The sequence below is a fragment of the Nostoc sp. genome (assembly GCF_036917395.1).
In the GTDB taxonomy this organism is placed as follows: domain Bacteria; phylum Cyanobacteriota; class Cyanobacteriia; order Cyanobacteriales; family Nostocaceae; genus Nostoc.
In genome coordinates this window covers 105,233-129,176 of sequence record NZ_JBALDI010000057.1, presented here as the reverse complement: position 1 = coordinate 129,176, position 23,944 = coordinate 105,233, and the positions used below count along the sequence as shown (strand labels likewise).

The 23,944-nt window shown below is 40.9% G+C and carries 30 protein-coding genes and 1 pseudogene; 21 read left to right on the top strand and 10 right to left on the bottom strand.

Features of this window, described 5'->3' with window-relative positions; all coding sequences use genetic code 11:
* Positions 1-24: 24 nt before the first annotated feature.
* The gene (locus tag V7K46_RS20230) at positions 25-648 is read left to right on the top strand and encodes a hypothetical protein (RefSeq protein WP_335116181.1); all 624 of its coding nucleotides are present in this window, start codon (positions 25-27) and stop codon (positions 646-648) included.
* 319 nt (positions 649-967) lie between these two features.
* On the top strand, positions 968-1,240 hold the full coding sequence (locus tag V7K46_RS20225; RefSeq protein ID WP_335116179.1) for a hypothetical protein: 273 nt from the start codon (positions 968-970) through the stop codon (positions 1,238-1,240).
* 138 nt (positions 1,241-1,378) lie between these two features.
* Here the strand turns inward: V7K46_RS20225 and V7K46_RS20220 are convergent, their stop codons facing one another.
* A complete protein-coding gene (locus V7K46_RS20220; RefSeq protein ID WP_273767312.1) occupies positions 1,379-1,864 on the bottom strand; it encodes an allophycocyanin subunit alpha-B in 486 nt (161 codons plus the stop codon).
* Between the two features lie 431 nt (positions 1,865-2,295).
* Here V7K46_RS20220 and rlmD point away from each other — a divergent pair, with 431 nt between their 5' ends.
* Positions 2,296-3,702, top strand: coding sequence for a 23S rRNA (uracil(1939)-C(5))-methyltransferase RlmD (gene rlmD / locus V7K46_RS20215; protein WP_335116237.1), 1,407 nt, complete (start codon positions 2,296-2,298; stop codon positions 3,700-3,702).
* A gap of 390 nt (positions 3,703-4,092) precedes the next feature.
* On the top strand, positions 4,093-4,542 hold the full coding sequence (locus tag V7K46_RS20210; RefSeq protein WP_298911492.1) for an ATP-binding protein: 450 nt from the start codon (positions 4,093-4,095) through the stop codon (positions 4,540-4,542).
* Positions 4,543-4,812: 270 nt separating this feature from the next.
* Here the strand turns inward: V7K46_RS20210 and V7K46_RS20205 are convergent, their stop codons facing one another.
* Complete coding sequence (locus tag V7K46_RS20205; protein WP_273767309.1) at positions 4,813-5,091, bottom strand: DUF6439 family protein; 279 nt, start codon at positions 5,089-5,091, stop codon at positions 4,813-4,815.
* A gap of 105 nt (positions 5,092-5,196) precedes the next feature.
* Here V7K46_RS20205 and V7K46_RS20200 point away from each other — a divergent pair, with 105 nt between their 5' ends.
* Both V7K46_RS20200 and asnS read left to right on the top strand, forming a co-directional pair.
* Positions 5,197-5,559, top strand: coding sequence for a hypothetical protein (locus V7K46_RS20200; protein ID WP_273767307.1), 363 nt, complete (start codon positions 5,197-5,199; stop codon positions 5,557-5,559).
* A gap of 81 nt (positions 5,560-5,640) precedes the next feature.
* Complete coding sequence (gene asnS / locus V7K46_RS20195; protein WP_335116176.1) at positions 5,641-7,032, top strand: asparagine--tRNA ligase; 1,392 nt, start codon at positions 5,641-5,643, stop codon at positions 7,030-7,032.
* A 150-nt stretch (positions 7,033-7,182) separates the two neighbouring features.
* Here the strand turns inward: asnS and V7K46_RS20190 are convergent, their stop codons facing one another.
* Positions 7,183-7,569 carry a hypothetical protein gene (locus V7K46_RS20190; protein ID WP_335116174.1) on the bottom strand — a complete coding sequence of 129 codons (387 nt, stop codon included), beginning with the start codon at positions 7,567-7,569 and terminating at the stop codon, positions 7,183-7,185.
* Positions 7,570-7,699: 130 nt separating this feature from the next.
* On the opposite strand from V7K46_RS20190, the gene V7K46_RS20185 reads away from it, so the two are divergent.
* From V7K46_RS20185 to V7K46_RS20175, 3 genes are all read left to right on the top strand, one after another.
* The gene (locus V7K46_RS20185) at positions 7,700-9,022 is read left to right on the top strand and encodes an AAA family ATPase (RefSeq protein ID WP_335116172.1); all 1,323 of its coding nucleotides are present in this window, start codon (positions 7,700-7,702) and stop codon (positions 9,020-9,022) included.
* A gap of 105 nt (positions 9,023-9,127) precedes the next feature.
* Positions 9,128-9,562 (top strand): hypothetical protein, encoded by a 435-nt coding sequence (locus V7K46_RS20180; protein ID WP_335116170.1) that lies wholly within the window; start codon positions 9,128-9,130, stop codon positions 9,560-9,562.
* Between the two features lie 340 nt (positions 9,563-9,902).
* Positions 9,903-10,031: a hypothetical protein gene (locus tag V7K46_RS20175; RefSeq protein WP_335116168.1), complete on the top strand. Its 129-nt coding sequence runs from the start codon at positions 9,903-9,905 to the stop codon at positions 10,029-10,031.
* Between the two features lie 67 nt (positions 10,032-10,098).
* Here the strand turns inward: V7K46_RS20175 and V7K46_RS20170 are convergent, their stop codons facing one another.
* From V7K46_RS20170 to V7K46_RS20160, 3 genes are all read right to left on the bottom strand, one after another.
* Positions 10,099-10,776 carry a response regulator transcription factor gene (locus tag V7K46_RS20170; protein ID WP_273767301.1) on the bottom strand — a complete coding sequence of 226 codons (678 nt, stop codon included), beginning with the start codon at positions 10,774-10,776 and terminating at the stop codon, positions 10,099-10,101.
* 326 nt (positions 10,777-11,102) lie between these two features.
* Positions 11,103-11,258: a hypothetical protein gene (locus V7K46_RS20165; RefSeq protein ID WP_335116166.1), complete on the bottom strand. Its 156-nt coding sequence runs from the start codon at positions 11,256-11,258 to the stop codon at positions 11,103-11,105.
* 59 nt (positions 11,259-11,317) lie between these two features.
* Positions 11,318-11,581 carry a hypothetical protein gene (locus V7K46_RS20160; protein WP_335116164.1) on the bottom strand — a complete coding sequence of 88 codons (264 nt, stop codon included), beginning with the start codon at positions 11,579-11,581 and terminating at the stop codon, positions 11,318-11,320.
* Between the two features lie 254 nt (positions 11,582-11,835).
* Between V7K46_RS20160 and groES the strand changes: the two genes are divergently transcribed.
* From groES to V7K46_RS20140, 4 genes and pseudogenes are all read left to right on the top strand, one after another.
* On the top strand, positions 11,836-12,147 hold the full coding sequence (gene groES, locus V7K46_RS20155; RefSeq protein WP_069071443.1) for a co-chaperone GroES: 312 nt from the start codon (positions 11,836-11,838) through the stop codon (positions 12,145-12,147).
* A gap of 142 nt (positions 12,148-12,289) precedes the next feature.
* The gene (groL, locus tag V7K46_RS20150) at positions 12,290-13,924 is read left to right on the top strand and encodes a chaperonin GroEL (protein ID WP_335116162.1); all 1,635 of its coding nucleotides are present in this window, start codon (positions 12,290-12,292) and stop codon (positions 13,922-13,924) included.
* 137 nt (positions 13,925-14,061) lie between these two features.
* Positions 14,062-14,874: pseudogene (locus V7K46_RS20145) on the top strand (Rpn family recombination-promoting nuclease/putative transposase).
* 118 nt (positions 14,875-14,992) lie between these two features.
* A complete protein-coding gene (locus tag V7K46_RS20140) occupies positions 14,993-15,601 on the top strand; it encodes an SMI1/KNR4 family protein (protein ID WP_335116159.1) in 609 nt (202 codons plus the stop codon).
* 53 nt (positions 15,602-15,654) lie between these two features.
* On the opposite strand, the gene V7K46_RS20135 is transcribed toward V7K46_RS20140, so the two are convergent.
* Entirely contained in the window at positions 15,655-15,882 is a 228-nt protein-coding gene (locus V7K46_RS20135; protein WP_335116157.1) for a type II toxin-antitoxin system HicA family toxin, read from the bottom strand.
* A gap of 7 nt (positions 15,883-15,889) precedes the next feature.
* Complete coding sequence (locus V7K46_RS20130) at positions 15,890-16,120, bottom strand: type II toxin-antitoxin system HicB family antitoxin (protein WP_100898366.1); 231 nt, start codon at positions 16,118-16,120, stop codon at positions 15,890-15,892.
* A 261-nt stretch (positions 16,121-16,381) separates the two neighbouring features.
* Here V7K46_RS20130 and V7K46_RS20125 point away from each other — a divergent pair, with 261 nt between their 5' ends.
* The 5 genes from V7K46_RS20125 to V7K46_RS20105 all read left to right on the top strand — a co-directional run bounded on the left by V7K46_RS20125 (position 16,382) and on the right by V7K46_RS20105 (position 20,209).
* The gene (locus V7K46_RS20125; protein WP_335116155.1) at positions 16,382-17,320 is read left to right on the top strand and encodes an SPL family radical SAM protein; all 939 of its coding nucleotides are present in this window, start codon (positions 16,382-16,384) and stop codon (positions 17,318-17,320) included.
* Entirely contained in the window at positions 17,313-18,416 is a 1,104-nt protein-coding gene (locus V7K46_RS20120; RefSeq protein ID WP_335116153.1) for a photosystem II assembly protein, read from the top strand. The genes V7K46_RS20125 and V7K46_RS20120 overlap by 8 nt, the downstream gene beginning before the upstream one ends.
* Before the next feature lie 257 nt (positions 18,417-18,673).
* The gene (locus V7K46_RS20115; RefSeq protein ID WP_335116151.1) at positions 18,674-19,510 is read left to right on the top strand and encodes an urease accessory protein UreD; all 837 of its coding nucleotides are present in this window, start codon (positions 18,674-18,676) and stop codon (positions 19,508-19,510) included.
* 69 nt (positions 19,511-19,579) lie between these two features.
* A complete protein-coding gene (gene ureA / locus V7K46_RS20110) occupies positions 19,580-19,882 on the top strand; it encodes an urease subunit gamma (protein ID WP_335116149.1) in 303 nt (100 codons plus the stop codon).
* Between the two features lie 21 nt (positions 19,883-19,903).
* Positions 19,904-20,209: an urease subunit beta gene (locus V7K46_RS20105; protein WP_335116147.1), complete on the top strand. Its 306-nt coding sequence runs from the start codon at positions 19,904-19,906 to the stop codon at positions 20,207-20,209.
* 32 nt (positions 20,210-20,241) lie between these two features.
* Here the strand turns inward: V7K46_RS20105 and V7K46_RS20100 are convergent, their stop codons facing one another.
* Both V7K46_RS20100 and V7K46_RS20095 read right to left on the bottom strand, forming a co-directional pair.
* Positions 20,242-20,646 carry a hypothetical protein gene (locus V7K46_RS20100; RefSeq protein ID WP_335116145.1) on the bottom strand — a complete coding sequence of 135 codons (405 nt, stop codon included), beginning with the start codon at positions 20,644-20,646 and terminating at the stop codon, positions 20,242-20,244.
* Positions 20,647-20,651: 5 nt separating this feature from the next.
* Positions 20,652-20,891, bottom strand: a complete 240-nt coding sequence (locus V7K46_RS20095) for a hypothetical protein (RefSeq protein WP_335116143.1) — start codon at positions 20,889-20,891, stop codon at positions 20,652-20,654.
* A gap of 300 nt (positions 20,892-21,191) precedes the next feature.
* Between V7K46_RS20095 and ureC the strand changes: the two genes are divergently transcribed.
* From ureC to V7K46_RS20080, 3 genes are read left to right on the top strand one after another with little or no spacing between them, the layout of a single operon-like run.
* Entirely contained in the window at positions 21,192-22,907 is a 1,716-nt protein-coding gene (ureC, locus tag V7K46_RS20090) for an urease subunit alpha (RefSeq protein WP_335116141.1), read from the top strand.
* Between the two features lie 3 nt (positions 22,908-22,910).
* A complete protein-coding gene (locus V7K46_RS20085; protein WP_335116139.1) occupies positions 22,911-23,180 on the top strand; it encodes a hypothetical protein in 270 nt (89 codons plus the stop codon).
* A complete protein-coding gene (locus V7K46_RS20080; protein ID WP_335116137.1) occupies positions 23,095-23,868 on the top strand; it encodes a transposase in 774 nt (257 codons plus the stop codon). Before V7K46_RS20085 ends, V7K46_RS20080 begins: the two co-directional genes overlap by 86 nt.
* Positions 23,869-23,944: the final 76 nt, after the last annotated feature.

Genomic DNA, 23,944 nt, shown 5'->3' with positions numbered 1-23,944 from the left:
GATACTGGTGATGTATAAGACAGTATGTTCGGCATTGGTACTGGCGGGAACGGCGGTATCGCTCCCGGCGGTGCTGGGACTGGCATCCAGAACAGTAAAAATGGCACCATCACTACAGGATCAGACAACGACACAATTACCGATTATGGCAACAGTTCTGGAAAAAACGCCACCGCCTATGGCATCTTCAACGACGGAATAATTGATACTGGCAATGGTTCTGACAAGCTTACCGGACAGGCTACAGCAACAATTGGTGGTATTGCCTATGGCATTTATGGACAAGGAATAATTGATACTGGCAATGGCAATGACGAAATTATTGCCATCAGTATCCTAAATGGAGTTCAACAGAAAGTCACTATCGGTGGCGGTATCAAGATTGCTCTAGGCAGTGGTGATGACTACTTCAAAGGATTCGGTGTTGCGAAGGTTGATGGTGGGGACGGTTTTGACACCCTTGATCTGAAAGCTTTCAATCGCTCTCAACTGAGCGTATCTGGTGTTATTTCTGGCAATCCCCTTAAAAGTGCCAACATCACTTTTAATAACAATGGGAACTTTATTAGCTTATCTACCACTGGCTTTGAGAAATTTATCTTTGCAGATAGCTCTTTCTGCTACAGTACTTTGGTAAACGGGGCATAGGTTTGTTAACTATCTCGCCTTATATACCTGTATGGAGGATGTCACTTCCTCTATCTCGTGTTTTAACCCCTGAGTGTCTAATAGGTGTAATTTGCTCTTAATCTGAAAAAGCATCTACCAGCGTATATATTCTTAGCTCCAAACTTGCATAGATTTACTGTAACTCAGGGATTACTCGCCTATATGCAGTTTAGCTGTAACAATAAAGTGACGAAAATCACACGGATCTATGATTAGGATCGTCTCCCTGCGCTTGTGAAGTAGGCATAATTAATGACAACTGAACTCTAGCCGAGTCATTAATAGGGAACACACTTAATTGCCGACAGCCTTAATCAAAGACTGTCGGTTTTTTATGTCCGTATATCCTTCATCCTTTGAGAAATGCCCCATAAATATACCTATTGAACAAGAATTCACCTATTCTAAATACAAGAGCAAAGCCGGAGACTCCGAAAGCTGCGGTCAGAATCAAAATGCCAAGCGACTTGCTAGCGCTGCGGTATCTGCTTTTTTGGTCAGAATTCATGGCTTTATTCTGACTCCTGAATTCTTTCTTGATAAATTTCCCCACAACTGGTTGGTAACTTGACAAAGATTTTGCCAGAGCCACTACCAAATGTGGGGAGGGTATGATCAAATTGGGGATCTTATGCCTATTGAGTGCTAATATCTTGCACTCACTTTAGTAGACCAGAAGTATACTCCTAGAACCAGCACATACTTTGTATTAAGACATTGCTTGAATGATGTAATCAAAGTAGGGTGCTGCTTGGGCAGTGTCTTCCGCACTCAGTAAGCTAAGGGAGGCTGTTTTGAGAGAATTGATCGCTTCTACCATTCCAGGCACGGGAACGCCCAATGAATTGTACATTTCCCGCACGCCAATCAAACCGATTTTTTCAATTGGCTCTTTGTCGCCGGCAAGCACACCATAAGTAATTAGACGTAAGTACCAGCCAAAGTCACGGATACATAGAGAGCGCTGACGTTCTCCGTAAGCATTACCTCCGGGGGAGATAAAATCAGGACGCTTCTGCCAAAGTTGTTTGGTTGCTTCCTGAACTATCTTTTTTTCGTTTTCGGCTAAGGTAGCCGCAATCCGCGTCCGTTGTACGCCGGTTTGCAAAAAGTCTTTGATATTTTTAAGTTCGCCACTGCTGGGATAACGCAGTTCGTCGTCGGCTTTGAGAATAACTTGGCTAATTACAGTCATGATTATTGAAATCACCTGAAATATTATCTGTTAGTTTAGCGAGTCGGAGGTACACAAGTGAAGGGATAGGAGCTACTTATGTATTGAATTTATCTGTTTGGGGAGATGAGGGAGGTGAGGAAGCAGGGGAACAGGGAGCATGGAGCAGGGGGGAAAGAGGTAGTTTATTATATCATTCTCCCCCTTAGAAGAGCAGCACCCTGCCTCTGGAGCTTCTTACTAATGCCCCATGACGCCACTTGCTCCACTTTGGGAGACCCCAGACGCTCGCGGACTCGCTAACGCAACTCTTAGAGACGCTGCACGAACGCTATGCGCGGCATCGTCTCCCCTTCTCACATTGGGAGAGGCTAACGCCTGCCGTAGGATGCCCAAAGGGCTGTAGGGAGAAGACCGCAGTGGCTCCCCCATGCCCAATATACTAATAACTAATAACTAAAATGATTTGGCAACAGGGTGAATTAATTGAAGTGACGATCGCTAACCTGAGTGATACAGGCGATGGTGTGGGACGCGCTGATGAGCGTGTAGTGTTTGTCCCAGATACTGTACCAGGCGATCGCGCCATTGTCCGCTTAGTACACGTTAAACCCAAATTCGCCCACGGGAAGCTCCAGCAGCTATTGTCACCATCTCCCTACCGGATTCGACCTAGTTGTATTGTGGCGGATAAGTGCGGTGGTTGCCAGTGGCAGCAGATTAATTATGATTACCAGCTAGCAGCCAAGCAAAATCAAGTTATCCAAGCTTTGGAACGCATTGGCGGTTTTGTCCAACCACCGGTAGATCCGGTACTTGCCGCCCCTTCTGCTTTAAACTACCGTAATAAATCTACATATCCTCTGGGCACATCGGCAACAGGACAGGTACAAGCTGGTTACTACCAAAAAGGTAGTCACCAATTAATTAATTTAAATCAATGTCCAGTCCAAGACGCGCGATTAAATCCCTTACTTGCCGAAGTTAAGCAGGATATCCAACAACGGGGTTGGCAAATTTATGACGAACAGCGCCACCTTGGACAAATTCGCCATCTCAGTTTACGCATTGGCCGACACACAGGAGAAATGTTGCTGACTTTGGTGGTGAAGAACTGGAATTTATCAGGAATTGAAACTCAAGCCCAGGAATGGTTAAAGCGCTATCCCCAGTTAGTGGGAGTGTCGCTCAATCGCAATAGCGATCGCACAAATGCTATCTTTGGATCACAAACCCGTTGCATCGCTGGAGTCCCACACCTGCGTGAAAATTTTGCTGGATTGGAATTTAAAGTGCGCCCAGATACATTTTTCCAAGTTTATACAGAAACAGCAGAGGCACTATTGCAGGTAATTCAATCAGAACTCAATCTTCAAGGGCATGAGTTGCTAGTTGATGCCTACTGTGGTATTGGGACTTTAACTTTACCCCTCGCCAAAAAAGTACGTATTGCTACAGGGTTAGAAGTGCAACCAGCAGCAGTGGAACAAGCTATTTTGAATGCCCAGCGTAACGGAATTGATAATGTGACTTTCCTTGTCGGGTCAGTAGAGAAATTGCTGCCAAAAATGGGCACAATACCAGAAGTAGTAATACTCGATCCGCCACGTAAGGGGTGCGAGCGGGCTGTCATCGAGACTTTACGGCAACTGAAACCATCTAAGATTGTTTACGTCAGCTGTAAAGTAGCCACCCTCGCCCGCGACCTAAAATTACTTTGTCAAGATGGGCAGTATACTATCACACGGGTACAACCTGCTGATTTTTTTCCTCAAACGGCTCATGTTGAAGCTGCCGCCTTTCTTGTGCTATCACATTTGGATAAGGATAGTGATTCCTTTACAAAAACTGAAATTTGAAATTTTTAGTCTAGTGCATACTAAAGATGCTAAAATTGAATTAAGCTAAAAATAGAAATTCATTTTGTTTAAATAAATTCAAGTTGCATAGCCTCTTAAAAATATGAATTGGATTGTGTAAATTACAAATCGGCAATTAATTAGAGTATGCCAATACTCTGTCAAATTACTAGCATCTTTTTAAGTTGCGGAATTCATTATCAAAACTATTCCAGCCGTTTTATATCTAAACAATTTCAACTCATACTATAAAGCTAATGCTCCCTAGCATTTTCAAAATTTAGTTTTAAAGACGCAAGTTTGAAGGCAGCATGACCACCTCAAGTTTTATCAGGGTGCCTGTAATAGCAAACTGATGTCTAGCTAACTGAAAGCTATGGGGTTTCTCTTGTGATTACTATTTCACTTCGTCCAGTTGGACGTTATTGGGGCACTATTAGTTTTGCCTCAACCCTCTACCTTTGTCCAATATTAGATTTACTGTTGGCAGAAATCCCAGCAAAATTACAAGCAGAACTGCGGCTAGGACTTCAAGAAGCCTTAGTAAACGCAGCTAAACATGGCAATAATCTTGATCCAAGTAAAACAGTTGTAGTGCGTTTTTCCTTAATAGATAATCAATATTGGTGGATAATATCAGACCAGGGTAGCGGCTTTACTCCTTCATCTACTAGTGATGAGGAGCCAACAGACTATTTACCACCAGATGAATCAGAAAGTGGTCGTGGTTTATGTCTTCTGCATCAAATTTTTGATCAGGTAGAGTGGAACCGCAAAGGCACAGAATTGAGACTTTGTAAACAAATGGAAAATCGTCCCCGTTTATCTCTGCGACGGTAGCAGATTTTGGAGTTAAAAGTTGATCTCATTCCCATGCTTTGCATGGGAACGCTTATCTAGAGGCTCTGCCTCCCTAAAGGCATTCCTTGGCAGCAGCCTACGAACGAGAGGTTGATAGTTTTTGGGAGGTCAAAAACGAATATATCGGGGACTTGCAAAACCAAATTTTATTTCATCATAACAAAGGTTTCAGCATACTTGCGACCACCAAGACGCAGACTAGAATTAGGAGTTAGGAGTTAATAATTTAAAACTTTTAACTCCTAACTTTTAACTTTTTCCGTGAGTTGGACAGGGAGGGGCAGAAATAGAGCGATCTAACCAACCGACTGCTTGTTCTAATCTAGCTTGAGCTTCTTGTGGCTGATTTTTTAAAAGATACACAATAGCTGCTGCCACTTGTTCATTGGCGCGAGAATTGCGGTTAGACTTGAGGCGATGCCAATCGTTAGGGGAGATGCTTAGTCTTTCCATGAGGGCTTGAGCTAGTTCCAGAGTACTAAGTTCATTCAGTTGACTGGTTTTCGGCAGCTGAGTAGATTGAGACATAATTATGAGTGCTGAGTGCTAAGTGCTGAGTGCTAAGTCAAAAACTCATAGTTTTAATTTTGACTATTGGCAGACTCGCATTTAATCTTAGTTTACTACTTGTACATGAAGCCGTCTAAACAATCACAGCCATCAGGGGAAAATCCACAACCAGATTTTGAACAAGAATTGGAGGAAGTAGAGCGATCGCTCCTATCCTTAAAAGAACGTTATGATCAAGTGCAAAGCGATCGCCAACAACAGGCACAATGGCAACAGCGCCGCGATCAACTAAAGCACAATAAATCTCAGACACCAGAAATCAAAGCAGAGTTACGGCAAATTCAACAGCAGTTGGAAATGCTAGAACTAAACTTAGAAAGCCAGTTATTTTCTTGGCGTAGCCTCAAAAAACCTTTCTGGCAAGTCGTCCGCTTTGGTGGAATGGGCGTTATCATAGGCTGGATATTAAAGTCTTATGCTGGATAATCCCAATTTTGGATTGGGTTAGCCCGTTAACATTCTTTAATATCTGTACTTTTTACGTTGATGGAATACAAGTTGTAAAATATGGTAAATCGACGGATTGCAGAAATATTGCGAAGTGGTCAACCTGATGAGTCTCTCCAAATTCAAGGCTGGGTGCGGACAAAGCGCGAGTCCAAAGGGTTTGCTTTTATTGAAGTCAATGACGGCTCATCACTAGCTAATTTGCAAGTCGTGATTAATCAGGATTTGCCAGATTATGAAGCTATATTAAAAAAATTAAATACAGGTGCTGCTGTTGAGGTAACAGGGGTACTAGTGGCTTCTCTTGGTAAAGGACAGCGAATTGAGTTGAAAGCCGAGACGGTGAAAGTCTACGGTGAAGCCGATCCCGATACATATCCCCTGCAAAAGAAACGCCATTCCTTTGAGTTTCTGCGAACCATTGGACATTTGCGATCGCGGACTAATTCCTTTGGTGCAGTTTTCCGCGTCAGAAATGCTTGTTCTACAGCAATTCACCAATTTTTCCACGAAAGAGGCTTTCTGTGGGTACACACTCCGATCATCACTGCTAGTGATTGTGAAGGCGCAGGTGAACTTTTTAGCGTTACCAGTTTAGATTTAAAGAATATTCCCCGCACAGAAAACCAAGCAGTAGATTACAGCCAAGACTTTTTTGCTAAACCCACATATTTAACAGTTAGCGGTCAGTTAGAAGCGGAAGTTATGGCGATGGCGTTTTCTAACGTCTACACATTTGGCCCTACCTTCCGTGCAGAAAATTCCAACACCTCGCGCCACCTAGCAGAATTTTGGATGGTTGAGCCAGAAATGGCTTTTTGTGACTTAGAAGGCGATATGGATTTAGCTGAGGCGTTTCTCAAACACATTTTTAAATATGTGTTGGAAACTTGCCCAGAAGATATGGAATTTTTCAATGAACGTATTGATAAATCTGTGTTGGCAACAGCCGAAAATATTATTAATAATCAGTTTGAACGCTTAACTTATACAGAAGCCATCAAACTTTTAGAAAAAGTTGATGTTAAATTTGAATATCCTGTAAGTTGGGGTTTAGACTTACAATCAGAACATGAACGCTACCTAGCTGAACAATTATTTAAAAAGCCTGCGATCGTTACAGATTATCCAGCGCAAATCAAAGCATTTTATATGCGTTTAAACGACGATGAAAAAACCGTCCGCGCAATGGATATTCTTGCACCCAAAATTGGCGAGATTGTTGGCGGTTCCCAACGGGAAGAACGCTTAGAAATCTTAGAACGCCGTGTGTTAGCGCAAGGATTAAAGCCAGAAGATTTGTGGTGGTATCTCGATTTACGTCGTTACGGTACTGTTCCACACGCGGGTTTTGGCTTGGGTTTTGAACGACTCGTGCAATTCATGACGGGGATGGGAAATATCCGCGATGTGATTCCGTTCCCGCGTGCACCGCAAAGTGCTGAGTTTTAGTTTGAGAATTTAAAATCCAGGCGATTAGAAATCGCGTCTACACAAACCAAGTCCGTCTGTGCGGAGTAATAAAAACTTTTAAACCCGCGATCGCGGGTTTTGCTTTTATAGCCGTGTATTTTAGAAAGCGATTAGTTAAAATTAAGGTTTTTAAATCTCCTTTTGTAAAACTTTAATTTGCTCAATAGATAATTCAGTAACTTGAGCAATTTGCTCTACATTCATTTCAATTCGCAACAAATTTAAAGCCAACTTTCTTGTTGTTTCTGCTTTACCTTGTGCTTTACCTTTGGCTTCGCCTTCTTCTAGGATTTCTTGATAAATGACTGATTCGCGCATAATCTCAATCCTTAAAATCTTCCTAATTACATCTTTTTTTAATACCAGACCTGCTAGAATGCCACTGGCAGCAGCTATATTTCTTTGTAGCTGGCGATCGCTAATTGCTTCAACTGCTTTGGCTACTTGGGTTAATACCATTGTAGGATCGTTTGTCTGACTTAGCACCACAAAGGGTAATAAACCTGGAATACTCATAAACCTGTCTGTAGGTTGTTCCCAAAGGCGTATTATCTCAAACTCATGATAAGTGTTGTTTAATCTAAATTTTCTATTGAAGAAAATTTTCTGAGGTATTTTTAGAATTTAGTCTGGGGATAGCATCAAAATGTATTTGACAGAATATCTACTTGAAAACGCAGGACCAATTGCAAATTTAGATATAAGTTTGCCATTTAATGAAGATGGAAAACCTCAGCCTTTGGTTTTAGTTGGGGTCAATGGTTCGGGGAAAAGCATATTTATTTCATATATTGTTGATGCACTGACTGAATTTGCTAAAACTGCTTATCAAGATATATTAGTTGGACAACAACCCATGTATTCTCCATATTTCAAGATCACAGGTGGTATAAATCAGAAAGTATATTCAGAATATAGTATTGGGTTACTAGAATTTTCCAAAAATGATAAAAAATACTGCTACGTGGATAAATCTGGAAATCTTGATCCTAATACATATAATCAAAATAGACGAGAGCGATTTCAATCTGTAGCATCATGGACTATAGATCAAAATCAGAAATTGATTGCACCAGAAGATAAAAAAGCTTTTGAAGATTTTTTTAGAACAAATGCTATTTGTTACTTTCCTCCCAGTCGAAAAGAACTTCCACACTGGTTGAACCGCCACAGTCTATCTGATGAGTTAAAGTTTCTTATCGAGCCAAAGTTTACTGAGAGACTGGGTAAGCCGATTTTTATTGACAGTAGTGTGCAAGAAAATAAAATTTGGTTACTCGATGTTTTCCTTGATTGCATGATGGAAATTGAAAATGTTGAAGGTAATTTAAGTGTTAAAGGAAATATAAATGAGAAAGTTTTATTAAATAAAAGCCGACAGAATGTTGAGATTATTTTAAAGCAGGTGCTTCAAGATAATTCAGCTAAATTTGCAGTTAATTATCGAAGTACTAATCAATTTCGTTTATGTATTACTAAAAATAATTTGATAGCTATTCCTAGTTTAGATGCTCTATCTTCCGGTCAATCTATACTTTTTAATATGTTTGCGACAATAATTCGTTACGCTGACAAAGGAGATATACATAAAAGTATCAATTTAACAGAGATTGAAGGAATTGTAATCATTGATGAAATTGATGTTCACTTACATACAGAATTACAATATAAGGTTTTACCAAAATTATTAAAACTATTTCCTAGAGTTCAATTTATTATTACATCTCACTCTCCATTGTTTCTACTCGGTATGGAAGAAGAATATGGTGAGCAAGGATTAAAAATTCTTGAAATGCCTAAAGGGGATTTTATATCAACAGAGCGTTTTTCCGAGTTTAAACATTCTTTTACTTATTATAAGCAAACCAAAGCATATGAAGATGAATTAATAAAAACTATCAAACCTTACACAAGACCTATCCTGATTACTGAAGGTAAAACAGATGCTCAAATAATACGTGTTGCTTAGCATAAGCTTTATCCAAATGAAGAAATTAATTTTGACATTGTACCATCAGGTATTCAAATTGATGAATCCAAAAGAGAAGGTAATGCTGATGCCGTCAGAAGGACATTGGAATTTATTGCAGGAGTAACATCACAACCGATTATTGGTTTATTTGATAATGATAGAGAAGGTAATGAACAATTTAAGGGATTAAATAAATCTTGCTTTGAAGATTATGATATATCTAAAGAATCTAGAAAGCACCGTTCAAAGGATGCTTGGGGGTTTTTATTAACTATTCCAATCTCACGTTCCAAATTTGTAACTTCAAATGATATCACACAAAGATATTTAGTTATTGAACATTATTTTTCGGACGATTTGCTCAAAAATTTCAACAAATATGGTCAAAACATTCTTGGAACAGAAGTGTTTAAAATAATGGGAGATAAAGATAGTTTTGCCACTGATGTAGAATCTTTTGATGTTTCAGAGTTTGAAAACTTTAGACAATTATTTGAAAAGCTTAATAATTTACTTCAATCGGTACAAAATTCATAGAAATAAAAGCTTAGTAGTATTGATAACATCTGATTACAAATGCTACTAAATAGAGGTAAAAGTTGTAAATACTTTCTTGCTTGCCTACGTGGGATAAGTGACGCTAGTGTTAAAAGAATTGTACGTAAAATCCTTATTCCATAAGTCGAGTAGGAAGCTAGAATGGCAATTTTGAATAAATAAGTAAAATCTAATACTGTTATTTTAGATAATAGACGCACCCAAACTTGTATCCAGATTCGTATTCCTAAAGACTTGCATGAGGAACCAGTGATTTCACGACTGGTTCTCTCACTATGGGGTCACAATAATTATTGCTGATGCTCAGGTAAGCACAAACGTGCCACAACATAGTTGCTTCCATCTACAACTGCGAAGTACTGTTTCCCAGATTGAAAGCGCCTTAACTTACCTGGATGAGTTGGATTTAGAAGTTTTGCACCAATCCAGTCCTGAAGAAGATGGGTAGTAATCAATTTTTGATTTCGGATTTTGGATTTTAGATTCATAATCCAAAATCCAAAATTTAAAATCGGCTATGCCATTTGATTTTCAATCGCCCACCGCGCTAGTTCAGTGCGGTTGTGTAGATTGGTTTTGCCCAACATATTGGACACATGGCTTTCAACTGTACGCTGACTAACATTGAGTTCTTCAGCAATTTCCCGGTTAGCTAAACCCCTAGCGACAAACTGGACTACTTTCAGTTCGGTTGGGGTTAACTGCACATCGAAGGGAACCTGGATGCGGGAACTGTTTTCGCCTCCTTTTGCTTGGTGTTCTTTCCAACGGATAGTTTGTTTCAGCGAGGATTCAACTTGTGCTACGAGTTCTTCTGGTTCAAAGGGTTTGACCATATAAACATCAGCACCTTTATTTAAACCCTTAACTCGGTCTGCACTTTGTCCCTTAGCTGAAAGGAAAAGAACCGGAATCCAGCTGGTGCGTTCGTTTTGCCGGACTTGTTCCACAAAAGTATATCCGTCCATTTCCGGCATCATCACGTCGCAGATAATCATGTCTGGAACATCTTGCTCTAAAATTTCCAGAGCTTCACGTCCATTTTCGGCGGTGATGACTTCGTATCCCCGGAATTCCAAGTAATCCTTCACCAGCAAGATGAGGTTAGGGTCATCATCAATCAATAGAAGTCGTTTGTGATCTTTCATGCTGGGCTCTTTCATAGCAGTGGCACTTGTCGCGCTTCGGTCCATCAAAGTCTTGAATATTTATCCTCTATGGTGGGTTATTCGAGATGTGTCCTTTTTCCTACTTAACTTGCCTTTGCTGTCTCGAAGTCTCAAAAATGCCGAGCACTTTCAATAGACTAGTAGCTCGATAGCAAAAGTCCAGCAAGGATACGTATAGCAGTAGTATCTATAATGCGCTATTATATATCGCTTTGAAAGGGGCGGGGTAAAAAACACTGATTAAATAATAATCTTTCTGACTCACAAGTAAGTATTGGCTTAAAGATGACCCTACCTCAAAACAACCCGCACTTTCTTAAAGCTTACTGCTATAACATATCCTTCGGTTGTTAAGCCTCTATGAGGTGTTCACGAGAAACTAGGGAAGTTTCTGGCAAAGGATGGGTTGAAAATGCATATTCTTCTACCACCTTATTGCCTATTAAGTGTTCTCGGATGAGCCGCAGGGTAACTTTCCGGGTTTGCTTGGCGATACCAGGCCCCATCGGGGTAAACCACCATTATGAGTCCAGAACAACAAACGCGCAAGCAGTTGGCTTTAGTTCTAAAGACAGACGCAAATGGGATAACTTTGTTGCGGCTCATCAAGTTTTAACTCTTTAAGTCGCTTTTTGAAGTATTCCCAGGATTCCAGACTAGCTCGTTTTGAGCAGCAGTTAGCAATTGTCTGGTCAGCGCAAATAGAAATGTGTCGCTGAATTTTAGCAAGTCCTAAAGTTTCTACACAATTACTCAGGGTTTGATGTTCGACAGACTTAGTGGTTTTGGGGATTTGATGGCTAGACTGGATCACTGTATTGTTACTCATCGAGTGGCTCCCTGATTACAGTTCTATAACAATTTCCAAGCTTTGCAAATAAAGTTGACCAGATAAAAATATTCGTAACTTACGGAACGGAACCTAAAAACTAGAAATAATTAAGCATTTATACTTATATATTTAAGTACCCTGATGCTCTTCTAGTTCGGGAACCCGTACTCAAAGAATTCTTGCCATTGGACGCCACTTTTCGGTAGATTAGCACTCAGGAGTTGAGAGTGCTAAACTCTGGAGGAAATAATATGGCTGCTTTATCTTTAAGCGTTTCTACAGTTAAACCTTTGAGCGATCGCGTTTTCGTAAAAGTGAACGCCTCTGAGGAAAAGACCGCAGGTGGTTTGTATTTGCCCGATACCGCCAAGGAAAAGCCCCAGGTAGGGGAAGTAGTTGCCCTTGGTCCTGGCAAGCGTAACGATGACGGTAGCCGTCAGGAATTGGAAATTAAAGTCGGTGATAAGGTGCTGTACTCGAAGTACGCTGGCACCGACATCAAGCTCGGCACCGAAGAATATGTACTGCTTTCTGAAAAAGATATTTTAGCAGTCGTTATCTAATGGGTTATCAGGTATGGGTTATGGCGTATGGGAACAATCCCCATTACCCCTTATCCCTTATCCCTAGAGGGAACCCCAAGTTCCCCAATCCCTAATACCCAACTCAAGAAAAAATTGACCTAATCCCTGGATTTAGACACCTATGGCAAAGCGCATTATCTATAACGAAAACGCCCGTCGCGCCCTAGAGCGAGGCATTGACATTCTGGCTGAGGCTGTAGCTGTTACCCTTGGCCCCAAAGGTCGTAACGTAGTCCTAGAAAAGAAATTTGGCGCACCGCAAATTGTCAATGACGGTGTAACGATCGCCAAAGAAATCGAATTAGAAGACCACATTGAAAACACTGGCGTAGCTTTGATTCGTCAAGCTGCTTCTAAAACCAACGATGCTGCGGGCGATGGCACCACTACTGCCACCGTTTTAGCTCATGCGATCGTCAAAGAAGGCTTGCGGAACGTTGCAGCTGGTGCTAATGCGATTTCGCTAAAGCGTGGTATTGACAAAGCTACCAGCTTCCTCGTAGAAAAAATTGCTGAACACGCCCGTCCAGTGGAAGATTCCAAAGCCATTGCCCAAGTTGGTGCGATCTCGGCTGGTAATGACGAAGAAGTCGGTCAGATGATTGCTCAAGCAATGGACAAGGTGGGCAAGGAAGGCGTAATTTCCCTAGAAGAAGGGAAATCTATGTTCACCGAGTTGGAAATCACTGAAGGGATGCGCTTTGACAAAGGCTACATCTCTCCCTATTTCGCCACTGATGCTGAACGGATGGAAGCGGTTTTTGATGAGCCTTTCCTGCTGCTGACCGATAAGAAAATCGCCCTAGTACAAGACCTCGTACCAGTGTTAGAGCAAGTAGCTCGTGCTGGTCGTCCTTTGGTGATTATCGCCGAAGATATCGAAAAAGAAGCTTTGGCAACTCTAGTAGTAAACCGTTTACGCGGTGTACTCAACGTAGCTGCTGTTAAGGCTCCTGGCTTTGGCGATCGCCGCAAAGCTCTCTTAGAAGACATCGCTGTTTTGACTGGTGGTCAACTAGTTACTGAAGATGCCGGTCTGAAGCTAGACAACACCAAGCTGGATAGCCTGGGTAAAGCTCGCCGCGTCACCATAACCAAGGACAGCACCACAATTGTTGCCGAAGGTAACGAAGCTGCTGTTAAGGCTCGTGTCGAACAGATTCGTCGTCAAATCGACGAAACTGAATCTTCCTACGACAAAGAGAAACTACAAGAGCGTCTTGCTAAACTCTCTGGTGGTGTCGCTGTGGTGAAAGTGGGTGCAGCCACCGAAACCGAAATGAAAGATAAGAAACTGCGCCTAGAAGACGCTATCAACGCCACCAAAGCTGCTGTGGAAGAAGGTATCGTTCCTGGCGGTGGTACAACTCTGGCTCACCTCGCTCCTGATTTAGAAACTTGGGCGAAGGAAAATCTTAAGGATGAAGAGTTGATTGGTGCGTTGATTGTCGTTCGCGCCTTACCCGCACCTTTGAAGCGGATTGCTGAAAACGCTGGTCAGAATGGTGCTGTGATCGCTGAACGCGTGAAAGAGAAAGAATTTAGTGTTGGCTACAACGCTGCAACAAACGAATTCGTCGATTTGTTAGCCGCTGGTATTGTTGACCCTGCTAAAGTGACTCGTTCTGCTCTGCAAAACGCTGCTTCGATCGCTGGTATGGTGTTGACAACCGAATGTATCATAGTTGACAAGCCGGAGCCTAAGGATGGTGCTCCTGCTGGCGCTGGCGCTGGTGGCGGAGACTTCGATTACTAATATGTAGTCACATAATTTGTGAGAACAGCTGCTTCCTGATGGAGGCGGCTGTTTTTTTGTGTTACGCAGAGGAGCTAGTGCGTTGCGCGGGTTCCCCGCGTTGTAGCAGATGGCATCGCCTAGAGAGGAAGAAGAGGGTGAGTTACGACAACGCTTGTAAATATTTAGCTGAACAGTACCCTGCTGATTTTGTGCGTTGGTTGCTTGGGGTAGAGGTGCAACAAATTGAAGTCTTAAAAACGGAACTCACGCTTGAACCAATTCGTGCGGATTCTGTGACATTTTTGCAAGCAGCTAACCAAATTTTGCACATTGAATTTCAAACTTTGGCGAAATCTAATCCGGCGCTTAATTTCCGAATGCTCGATTATTCTGTGAGGTTGAAGCGTCAATACCGTTGTTCTGTAGTGCAAGTGCTAATCTTTTTGTAAGAAACTACTAACGAAATCGCTTTTACTGAAGAATATCGGGACAATACGACGATTCACCAATATCAGGTTGTTCGTCTTTGGGAGCAAGATTCAACACTATTTTTAGTTAATCCGGCGCTGTTACCTTTAGCAAGTTTGACGCGAACTAACTCGCCGCAAAGTTTACTGGCACAAGTGGCTGAACAAGTCGCTACAATTCCAGATAGGGAGGAGCGACAAAATATCGCGGGTTGTGTAGAAATTCTGGCGGGTTTGCGGTTTGAAAAGGATTTGGTTCGTCAATTTTTACGGGAGGATATTATGAAAGAGTCTGTAATTTATCAAGATATCGTTCAAAAGGAAGCGTTTAAATTAATAAGTCGTCTACTTAAACGGCGTTTTGGTGATATTGATGCATCATTAGTTGAGCAGGTTCGGAATTTATCTGCTGAACAGTTAGAAAATTTGGGAGAGGAACTGCTTGATTTTTGCGAAATTGCTGATTTGGTAGCTTGGTTAGAACAGCACAAGCAAGCTTAATCAAATTGTGAAAACTGCTGTTTAATGGAGCGGTTATTTTTTATTTTAATCGTATCCTAAGTAAAAAGAGAAGTTAAGTTAGAGGCAACTATTTATAAAAGTAAAAATCTCTGCATCCATGTCACTGTTAACAGATGCTCTAGATAGAGTTTTAAATTGGTTTGAAGAAAACGACGATTTAGATTTTGCTCATTTTGAATCTTTACAACCTGGACTCAAATATGAGGAAATTGAAGAAAAAGTAACTGATTTATTACCTTTTCGTTTACCTAAAGAAGTTTATGAACTTTACCAATGGGGTAATGGAGCATGGATTGGTGAGGAAATATATGCCAGATTTTTTGATGATTATGTATTTTTGTCATTAGAATCAGCACTAAAAATCTATTGTAATTTGACAGCAATAGATCAAGAAGATGATCCGTGTGTAGTTGTTATTAAATCAAATTTTAATATGCAATGGTTTCCAATTTTTGAAAACATTAATGGTGGAGGTTATTATGTTGTAGTTCTTAATGAAATACAAAGAAAAACAACACCAGTATTAGAAATCAGTTTTGAGGAAATAGATGATGATCCATACATTATATTTCCCACATTAACTAAGATGATACTTTCAGAAGCTGAATGCTATGAGGCTGGTGTATACTCGAATGAATTTTATGATGAAGCAAAATATATTCGTAGTAAATACCAAGAAACACCGATAAAAATTTGGCGAACCTAACAACTAGATTTTTAATGGTTCATAATTTTAATGAATACAAACCCCCTTTATTACTAAGAGCGGTTAATAAAATCTTCAGGTTCAATACTAGCTTGCTTTAAAATAGCACGTAATGTTCCTTCCGGCATATCACCAGAATGATTGGGAATAGTAGTGTAACGGTTATTTTCAGGATAAAACCAGATTTCATGACTCCCTGCGGCTTGACGATGAAAAGCAAAGCCAAAGGTTTTTAAGATTTTGATAATCTGTCTGTAGCTAAACCCAGCTAGCCGTTCCATGAATTGACTACTGACCTACAACTAAAGGATAGTTAAATTGTTCGGCTATTGGTTGCAAATAATCTAGTTCTTGATCCTGAGATTGTGCTTCTAATAACTTACGTGCTACATCACGAGCAATTTCTAAAGTTTCAGCAACAGTCCGTCCTTGAGCTACTAAACCTTGAAGTTCATCAGATGTTGCTAAATAAACGCCTTCAGGTAATTTCTCAATGTGGATGTTTAGCAATCTTTCCATTTTTGTAGGCAGTTATTACGTTTTGACCACTTTCGTTTCTATCGTATCGCTTTTCGGAACTACAGCGATGCCTACGGCGGTAAACTACGCACCTTCTCCTACCTTTACATAAAAACCCATGAGCCAAATTAATCCTGAAACAACCCCTTTACATACCTTAAACCCACTCAACCGATTTTCTGACAGAGCATTTAAAAATAAAAATGGGAATCATAATAAGTAGGGTGCGTTAATTCACTCTCAATAAATATCAGGATTCAGATGGCACAACCAAAATATGAAGGTTATTGCGAATGCACTCCTACCAAATTAGTCCAAGAAAAGTTTGGAGATGTCAATGTTTTTGCACAAAATGCTAAATCACTCTTAACAAAAGCTACTGGTTTTATTGGTGATTATGATTTTACTCTAAATCCTTACAGGGGATGTCAATACGGTTGTAGTTATTGCTATGCTGCTGCATTTACCCCTAATGCTCAAATGCGCGAAGACTGGGGTAAATGGGTAATTTTTAAAGAAAATGCTGCTGAAATTTTAAGGAAGGAATTAAAAAAATGGTATGAAAAGAATCCCCAGATTCCTCCTCGTATATACATGAGTAGTGTTACCGATCCTTATCAACCACTTGAGTCTAAACATCAACTGACTCATCAATTGTTGAATGTAATGCTTGATGTGAGGGATTACGGTTATCCTACTCCAACTTTAGTGATTCAAACTCGTAGCCCAATTATTACTAGAGATATTGATTATTTGCAACGATTTAAGCGATTACGAATTAATATGAGCATTCCCACTGGTAGCGAATTAGTGAGAAAAGATTTTGAACCGCGATCGCCCAGTATTAAAGCCAGATTAAATGCTCTCACTAAAATTAAACAAAGTATTGATTATTTCAAAGGTTTTCTTCCCAAAATTTCTATCACTATTACCCCTTTACTTCCTACTTTACCAACTGATGAAGCTGCTTTTATTGACAAACTAGCTATCGCCGATAGAGTTGTAATTCAAGCTTTTCATCCTAGCCAGAGTCGTTCTCTTATGGCATCAACTCGCCAAGAAGCTGAAGAAATTAAGCAAAAATACGCTTGGTGGTATGAGGATGAGAAATTAAGCTATATGAAATTTAAGGAAAAATTAGTTTCTCGGCTTCCAGGTATAGAAATTATGGAAGGTAAACAGGGATTTGGTTATGAATAATCCTATTGTAAATTGGTGGCGAAGTCAACAGTTCAAATTATCTTTAAAACGCGGGGATATCCGACGTGCAGCCCAACTATTGCAAGAGATTCAAAAATCGGGTGCAAGATTCTCATGGTTAGAAAAACTATTTAGGGATAAACTTCAACTTGAACGTTATTCCCAAGAATACAAACGACAAACAGAAACTTTAAGTAAACAACTAACAGAAGCATCCCAGGAAAAAGCTAATCTCATATTAATGCCAGATGAGGAATTTATTAAATATATCTATAAAGTTTTTAATTTAATACAACACGATGAATATAAATTGCAATTTACTGGTATTGATGAACGGATATTTGATGATTTTGAATCAAGGCTAGTTGAATATTTAAAAGAAGAATTTAGTAAGATTCCTGATAAACAGTTATTTATTAAGCTTGAAGACGCTCTAGAGGATATTAATAACTTAAAAATTGGACAAGACCCAGACTACCGTTTTAGTCTAACTCCTCATGTCTACTTTATGAAGTATTTTTTAGAAAATGTATATTGCATATATTTAGCTTGGTTTCTCATTTACCAAGATGCTTTACTACCAAGTAAGGTTAATATCCTTGATATTGCAGCAGGCCCAGGAACAGTTGCTTATGGTTTAGCTTTATTTCTCCAAAGTAGTAGCGGTTTTTTTGATATCCCGGAAATGCACATATCCTACTACTCTTTAGAAAAACAAGATGCTTTCCAGTTTCGGGGACTTCAGTTTTGGCGACGATATATAGAGTCGCGTCTAACCACAGTGAATGCTTACTTCCGCTTTGTTACTACTGATATTTTTAATTGGAAAACTCAATCAAATAATCTACCCAAAGACTTTTTCGACTTTATCGTAATTTCCCACTGCTTCTTTGCAGATCCAGCTAAGAGGGTTGAAGCTAATAATACTTACAAGCAAATATTTGCCACAAGCTTAAAAAATTCAGGTTATATTCTGCTAATTGTGCAAGATAAGAAGTTATTCAAAATCTACGATGTTCACCAAGTTGAAAACCAAGAGCAAGAAAAAAATGTAGTGCATAGATTTCTGGCAGAACTGGAATTAGAGTTAGTCTAGTATAGATATCTAACCTCAACAGGTTCAAGAACATCTTTGCCAAGTGCTGAATTTGCTAAGTTTGCTCAAGATAAATTACCAAAAAAACTGTATATGAGTCCAATACTGCAACAGTATTTTGGTCAGAAGCATCAGTCAAACTATGCATTAGACGATTATGTAATCTTGGCGAAGAAATTATGATAAATTGCAGGTAAAGGAGCAGAGAATGTATTAAATAAATATAAGGTACCTGAACTTTAATCTGGAATTTATAAATGGTCTGCAATCCGCAAATAGCAGAAGGTTGGCATGGCAAACTTAATTTAGTCTATGCCGATCGCCAGGGTAAAACCCAATTAATTTATAATCACCAACAAGCGCCCCTGAAGGTACAACGCCCATTTTACCCAGAAGGGGAAATTTGTCATAGCGTCATTTTACACACGGCTGGGGGAATGGTGGGAGGCGATCGCTTATCCTCTAACATCCACCTCCAACCCCAAGCCCAAGCCTTAATCACCACAGCTGCTGCAAGCAAGATATATCGCAGCAATGGCTTACAAGCTAGACAAACCATCCAAATGCAAGTTGACGCTGGTGCTTGTTTAGAATGGTTGCCGCAAGAGACAATTTTATTTAACGGTGCGATTTATCGGCAAGATTTACGGGTAGAATTAGCAACCGGGGCCAGTTGGTTAGGCTGGGAAATTACCCGATTTGGTCGCAGTGCTAGAGGAGAAAAATTCTTGCAAGGGGAATGGCGATCGCACACGGAAATTTGGCAACAAGGCGTTCCCTTATGGATTGATCGCCAATGTTTACCGGGTAGCGAAGACATTTTCCACAGTCCCCACGGCTTGGCTGGAAAACCAATAGTAGGTAGTCTAGTTTGGGTTGGTGGTGCAGTTTCAGCAGAAATTGTCGAAAAAGCGCGAAATTTGTGGCATGGGGAAGGAGAAGCGGGTGTTAGCCGATTACAACATGGATTATTGTGTCGATATCGCGGTTCTTCTACATCTGAGGTGAGAAACTGGTTTATTAATGTTTGGCAGCTGCTGCGAGTTTCTTTTTTGAATCGTGGTAATTGTATACCAAGAGTTTGGCAGGTTTAAAACGTAGACGCGTAGCGGCTTGCCGCAGGCTACCGCAGAGGCGCAGAGAACACAGAGGAGGAGGTAGGAATGCAACTTACGCCGCAGGAAAAAGATAAGCTATTAATTTTTACTGCTGCTTTATTAGCAGAAAGACGTAAAGAAAGAGGTTTGAAACTGAATTATCCCGAAGCAGTTGCTTATATTTCTGCTGCAATTTTAGAAGGTGCAAGAGATGGGCAAACTGTAGCTGAATTGATGAGTTATGGTACAACACTATTAACGCGGAATGATGTCATGGAAGGGATATCAGAAATGGTGCATGATGTACAAGTTGAAGCTACGTTTCCTGATGGTACAAAGTTAGTGACAGTACATAATCCAATTCGTTAATTTTTAAATTTTGAATTTATTATGATTCCTGGGGAAATTATCACACCAGCAGGTGAAATTGAACTAAATGTTGGTCGTCCAACTGTAAAATTGCGAGTGTCAAATACAGGCGATCGCCCCATACAAGTCGGTTCCCACTATCATTTTTATGAAGTTAACACTGCCTTAAACTTTGATAGAGAACAAGTGCGAGGAATGCGCCTCGATATCCCCGCAGGAACCGCAGTTCGCTTTGAACCAGGGGATGAAAAAGAAGTTACATTAGTTCCCCTAGTTGGTAGTCGTCAAGTCTACGGCTTCAACGCCCAAATTAACGGAAAACTTTAAAACCCTCAGCGTCCCTCTACGTTCAAAAAACGTTATTGAATAGGTTTTATTTCAAACTCCAATTTGGAACGGTAGAAACAAATATCGAATTTCAGGAAAAAATTAGTTTGTCCAAGAATTAAGGGAGCATGAAGACTACTCACCCACGCAAATACTAACTCTACTGGTGTAAAATAACTAATTTCAGCCCTTGTGAAAAAAGGCATAGCAGGTTGATTGCTGAGATTTCCTGCCAATTGAATGATAGCTTGACGCTCATCCCAAATTCCACCCAACTGAAGCCCTAGCTCATAGGGCATAACATTCACAGTAGCACCGCTATCAACTAAACCATTTGCTTCTATCCTGTGATTTTCTCGAATTAAAACTAGAGGGATTCTAGGTAAGCTATCAAATTCATTTTGGGTGGAACTTGTAATGGAATAATTGAACCGCATACAGCTTATTCACTGGAATCCTTTTGTTGGAGTGTTTCCATTAGAACTGCACCAGCCCCGAAGCTATTATAAGGAGTAGGTAAATCGTAAGTTTTGAAGGGTTCCAATGGATAAATATCCTCAACTGTATCTAAATCTTCGGCAAGGATGCGAATCAGCTTGAGTTTTTCCGATGGAGAAAGCTTGCGAGCTATAGTAATTACCTCTGCTAGTGTCATTTTGTCTAAAGCTCTAAGAATACTCATTCATAGCATAAACCTAAATTATTCGAGTTGTGGAGAAAATACGAACACTTTCTTGTTCAGACATCACTAAATTTACGGTAAATTTATTTTTTAACGCAGAGGGAAGCGGGGAGGTATGCCGAGTTAGAGTTTGTTTGCCACACGTTTGATGCCTTTTTTGAGGTGGAGAACGTTTGCATCCCACAGCCAATTCTCACCCCACTCAAATCATTCTCATCCATCCTCTGCGAACCCCTGCGCTTACCTTTGCGTCACTTTGCGTTTAAACTCGATTTAAACCTCGATTACTAAAAGTGCATTATGCCTTACAGAATGGATCGCCGCGCCTACGCCGAAACTTATGGGCCAACAGTAGGCGATCGCATCCGACTTGCAGATACAGAATTATTTATTGAAGTTGAACAAGATTTCACTACCTACGGCGATGAAGTTAAATTCGGCGGTGGTAAAGTTATCCGAGATGGGATGGGACAATCCCCCATTTCTAACGCCGATGGTGCTGTAGATTTAGTAATTACTAATGCCTTAATTCTCGATTGGTGGGGTATTGTCAAAGCGGATATTGGCATTAAAGATGGCAAGATTTTCAAAATTGGTAAAGCTGGAAATCCTTATATTCAAGACAATGTAGATATTATTATCGGCCCCGGGACTGAAGCCTTAGCTGGTGAAGGAATGATTCTCACTGCTGGCGGTATCGATGCTCATATTCATTTTATTTGTCCCCAACAGATTGAAGTTGCGATCGCTTCTGGTATTACCACCATGATCGGCGGCGGTACTGGCCCCGCCACAGGTACAAATGCCACTACCTGCACCCCCGGCCCTTGGAACATTTACCGGATGCTGCAAGCTGCTGATGCTTTTCCCGTCAACTTAGGATTTTTGGGTAAAGGTAACGCCAGTCAACCCCAAGGACTTGTAGAACAAGTAGCCGCCGGTGCAATGGGATTAAAGCTGCATGAAGATTGGGGAACTACACCCGCAGCAATTGATACTTGCCTCAGCGTTGCTGATGAATATCATGTGCAAGTAGCGATTCATACTGATACCTTGAACGAAGCCGGATTTGTCGAAGATACGATCGCTTCTTTCAAGAATCGTGTCATCCACACCTACCACACTGAAGGTGCAGGCGGAGGACACGCACCAGATATTATCAAAGTTTGCAGCCAAGCCAATGTTCTGCCATCTTCCACCAATCCCACACGTCCTTACACCCTCAATACCTTAGATGAACACCTGGATATGTTGATGGTATGTCATCACCTCGATCCTGCGATCGCCGAAGATGTTGCCTTTGCCGAGTCTCGCATCCGCCGGGAAACCATTGCTGCTGAAGACATTTTGCACGACTTAGGTGCATTTAGCATGATTTCTTCCGACTCCCAAGCAATGGGAAGGGTAGGCGAAGTGATAATTCGCACCTGGCAGACATCTCACAAAATGAAGGTGCAACGCGGAACTCTTAATCCACAAGGAACAGAGCAAAAAGCAGACAACTTTAGGGCAAAAAGGTATGTTGCTAAGTACACCATTAACCCAGCGATCGCTCATGGAATTGCTGAATATGTGGGTTCAGTGGAAGAGGGAAAATTAGCAGATTTATGTTTGTGGCGATCGGCGTTTTTTGGCGTGAAACCAGAGATAGTTATTAAAGGCGGAATGATTGCATGGTCGCAAATGGGCGATGCCAACGCCAGTATTCCCACACCGCAACCAGTGCATATGCGACCGATGTTTGGTAGTTTTGCAGGTGCTAAGAATGCTACATCATTAACTTTTGTTTCGCAAGCAGCTTTAGAGAAAGAAATTCCCAGCCAGCTAAGTTTACAAAAGGCAGCAGTTGCAGTTTCTGGGACACGCCAATTGAGTAAGCGGGATATGAAGCTGAATGATGCACTACCCCACATTGAAGTAGATCCAGAAACCTATGAAGTCAGAGCAGATGGTGAGTTGCTGATTTGTGAACCTGCGACAGTTTTACCAATGGCACAAAGATACTTTTTGTTTTAATTCATGACGGAGCAACTTACTGATTACGATAGTCCTTGGAAAGAAGTTATTGAGCTATATTTTCCCCGCTTTCTGGAATTCTTTTTCACCCAAGCTTATGCCGAAATCGACTGGACGCGACCCTATGAATTTCTGGACACAGAACTGCAACAGCTAGAACCGGATGCAGAAATTGGGCGGCGTTTGGTTGATAAAGTTGCAAAAGTTTGGCTGGCTACTGGATGGAGAACAAGCTTGGGTATTGGTTCATGTGGAAGTCCAAGGGCAATATGACAGCAAATTTGCCGAACGGATGTACACATATAATTACCGCTTGTTTGACCGCCATAAAAAGCGAGTCATTAGTTTAGCAGTTTTAGCAGATGAACAAGCAAATTGGCGACCTTCCAGCTACAGCTATCAACTGGGCGGATGTCGCGTCAGCTTAGAGTTTCCTGTGGCGAAACTGTCGGACTATGAGCAAGGGTGGGAAAGCCTAGAGCAAACTACCAATCCTTTTGGTGTAATTGTGATGGCGCATCTCAAGACCAAGGCAACGCAACGAAACCCAGAAAATCGGCTACAGTGGAAACTAAGCCTAGTCAGACGGCTGTATGAACGGGGATATGGCCGGGAAGATATTCGGGAACTATTTCGGTTTATCGACTGGGTTATGGTTTTGCCAAAAGAGTTGGCGCTTAGTTTTAAAACAGAAGTGAGAAGTTACGAGGAGGCAGATAGAATGCGGTACGTAACTAGTATTGAAAGGCTAGCAAAAGAAGAAGGAATTGTCGAAACTGCTAGAGAAAGCGTGATTGCAGTTCTAGAAACACGATTTGGAGAAGTGCCAAGCTCGATTGTAGAAGTTATCAATGGGATAGAAGAACCATCTGTACTCAAAATGCTTCTCAAAAGCGCGATCGCAATTCCTTCCACAGCAGAATTTCAGCAAGTTTTGGATAGTCTCACCTGTGGGGAATGAGCAATATCTGACGGTAAGCCACTATACGTCTACGCCTGAACTAGACACAAGTATTAATTTGGTTCAACGATTTCTA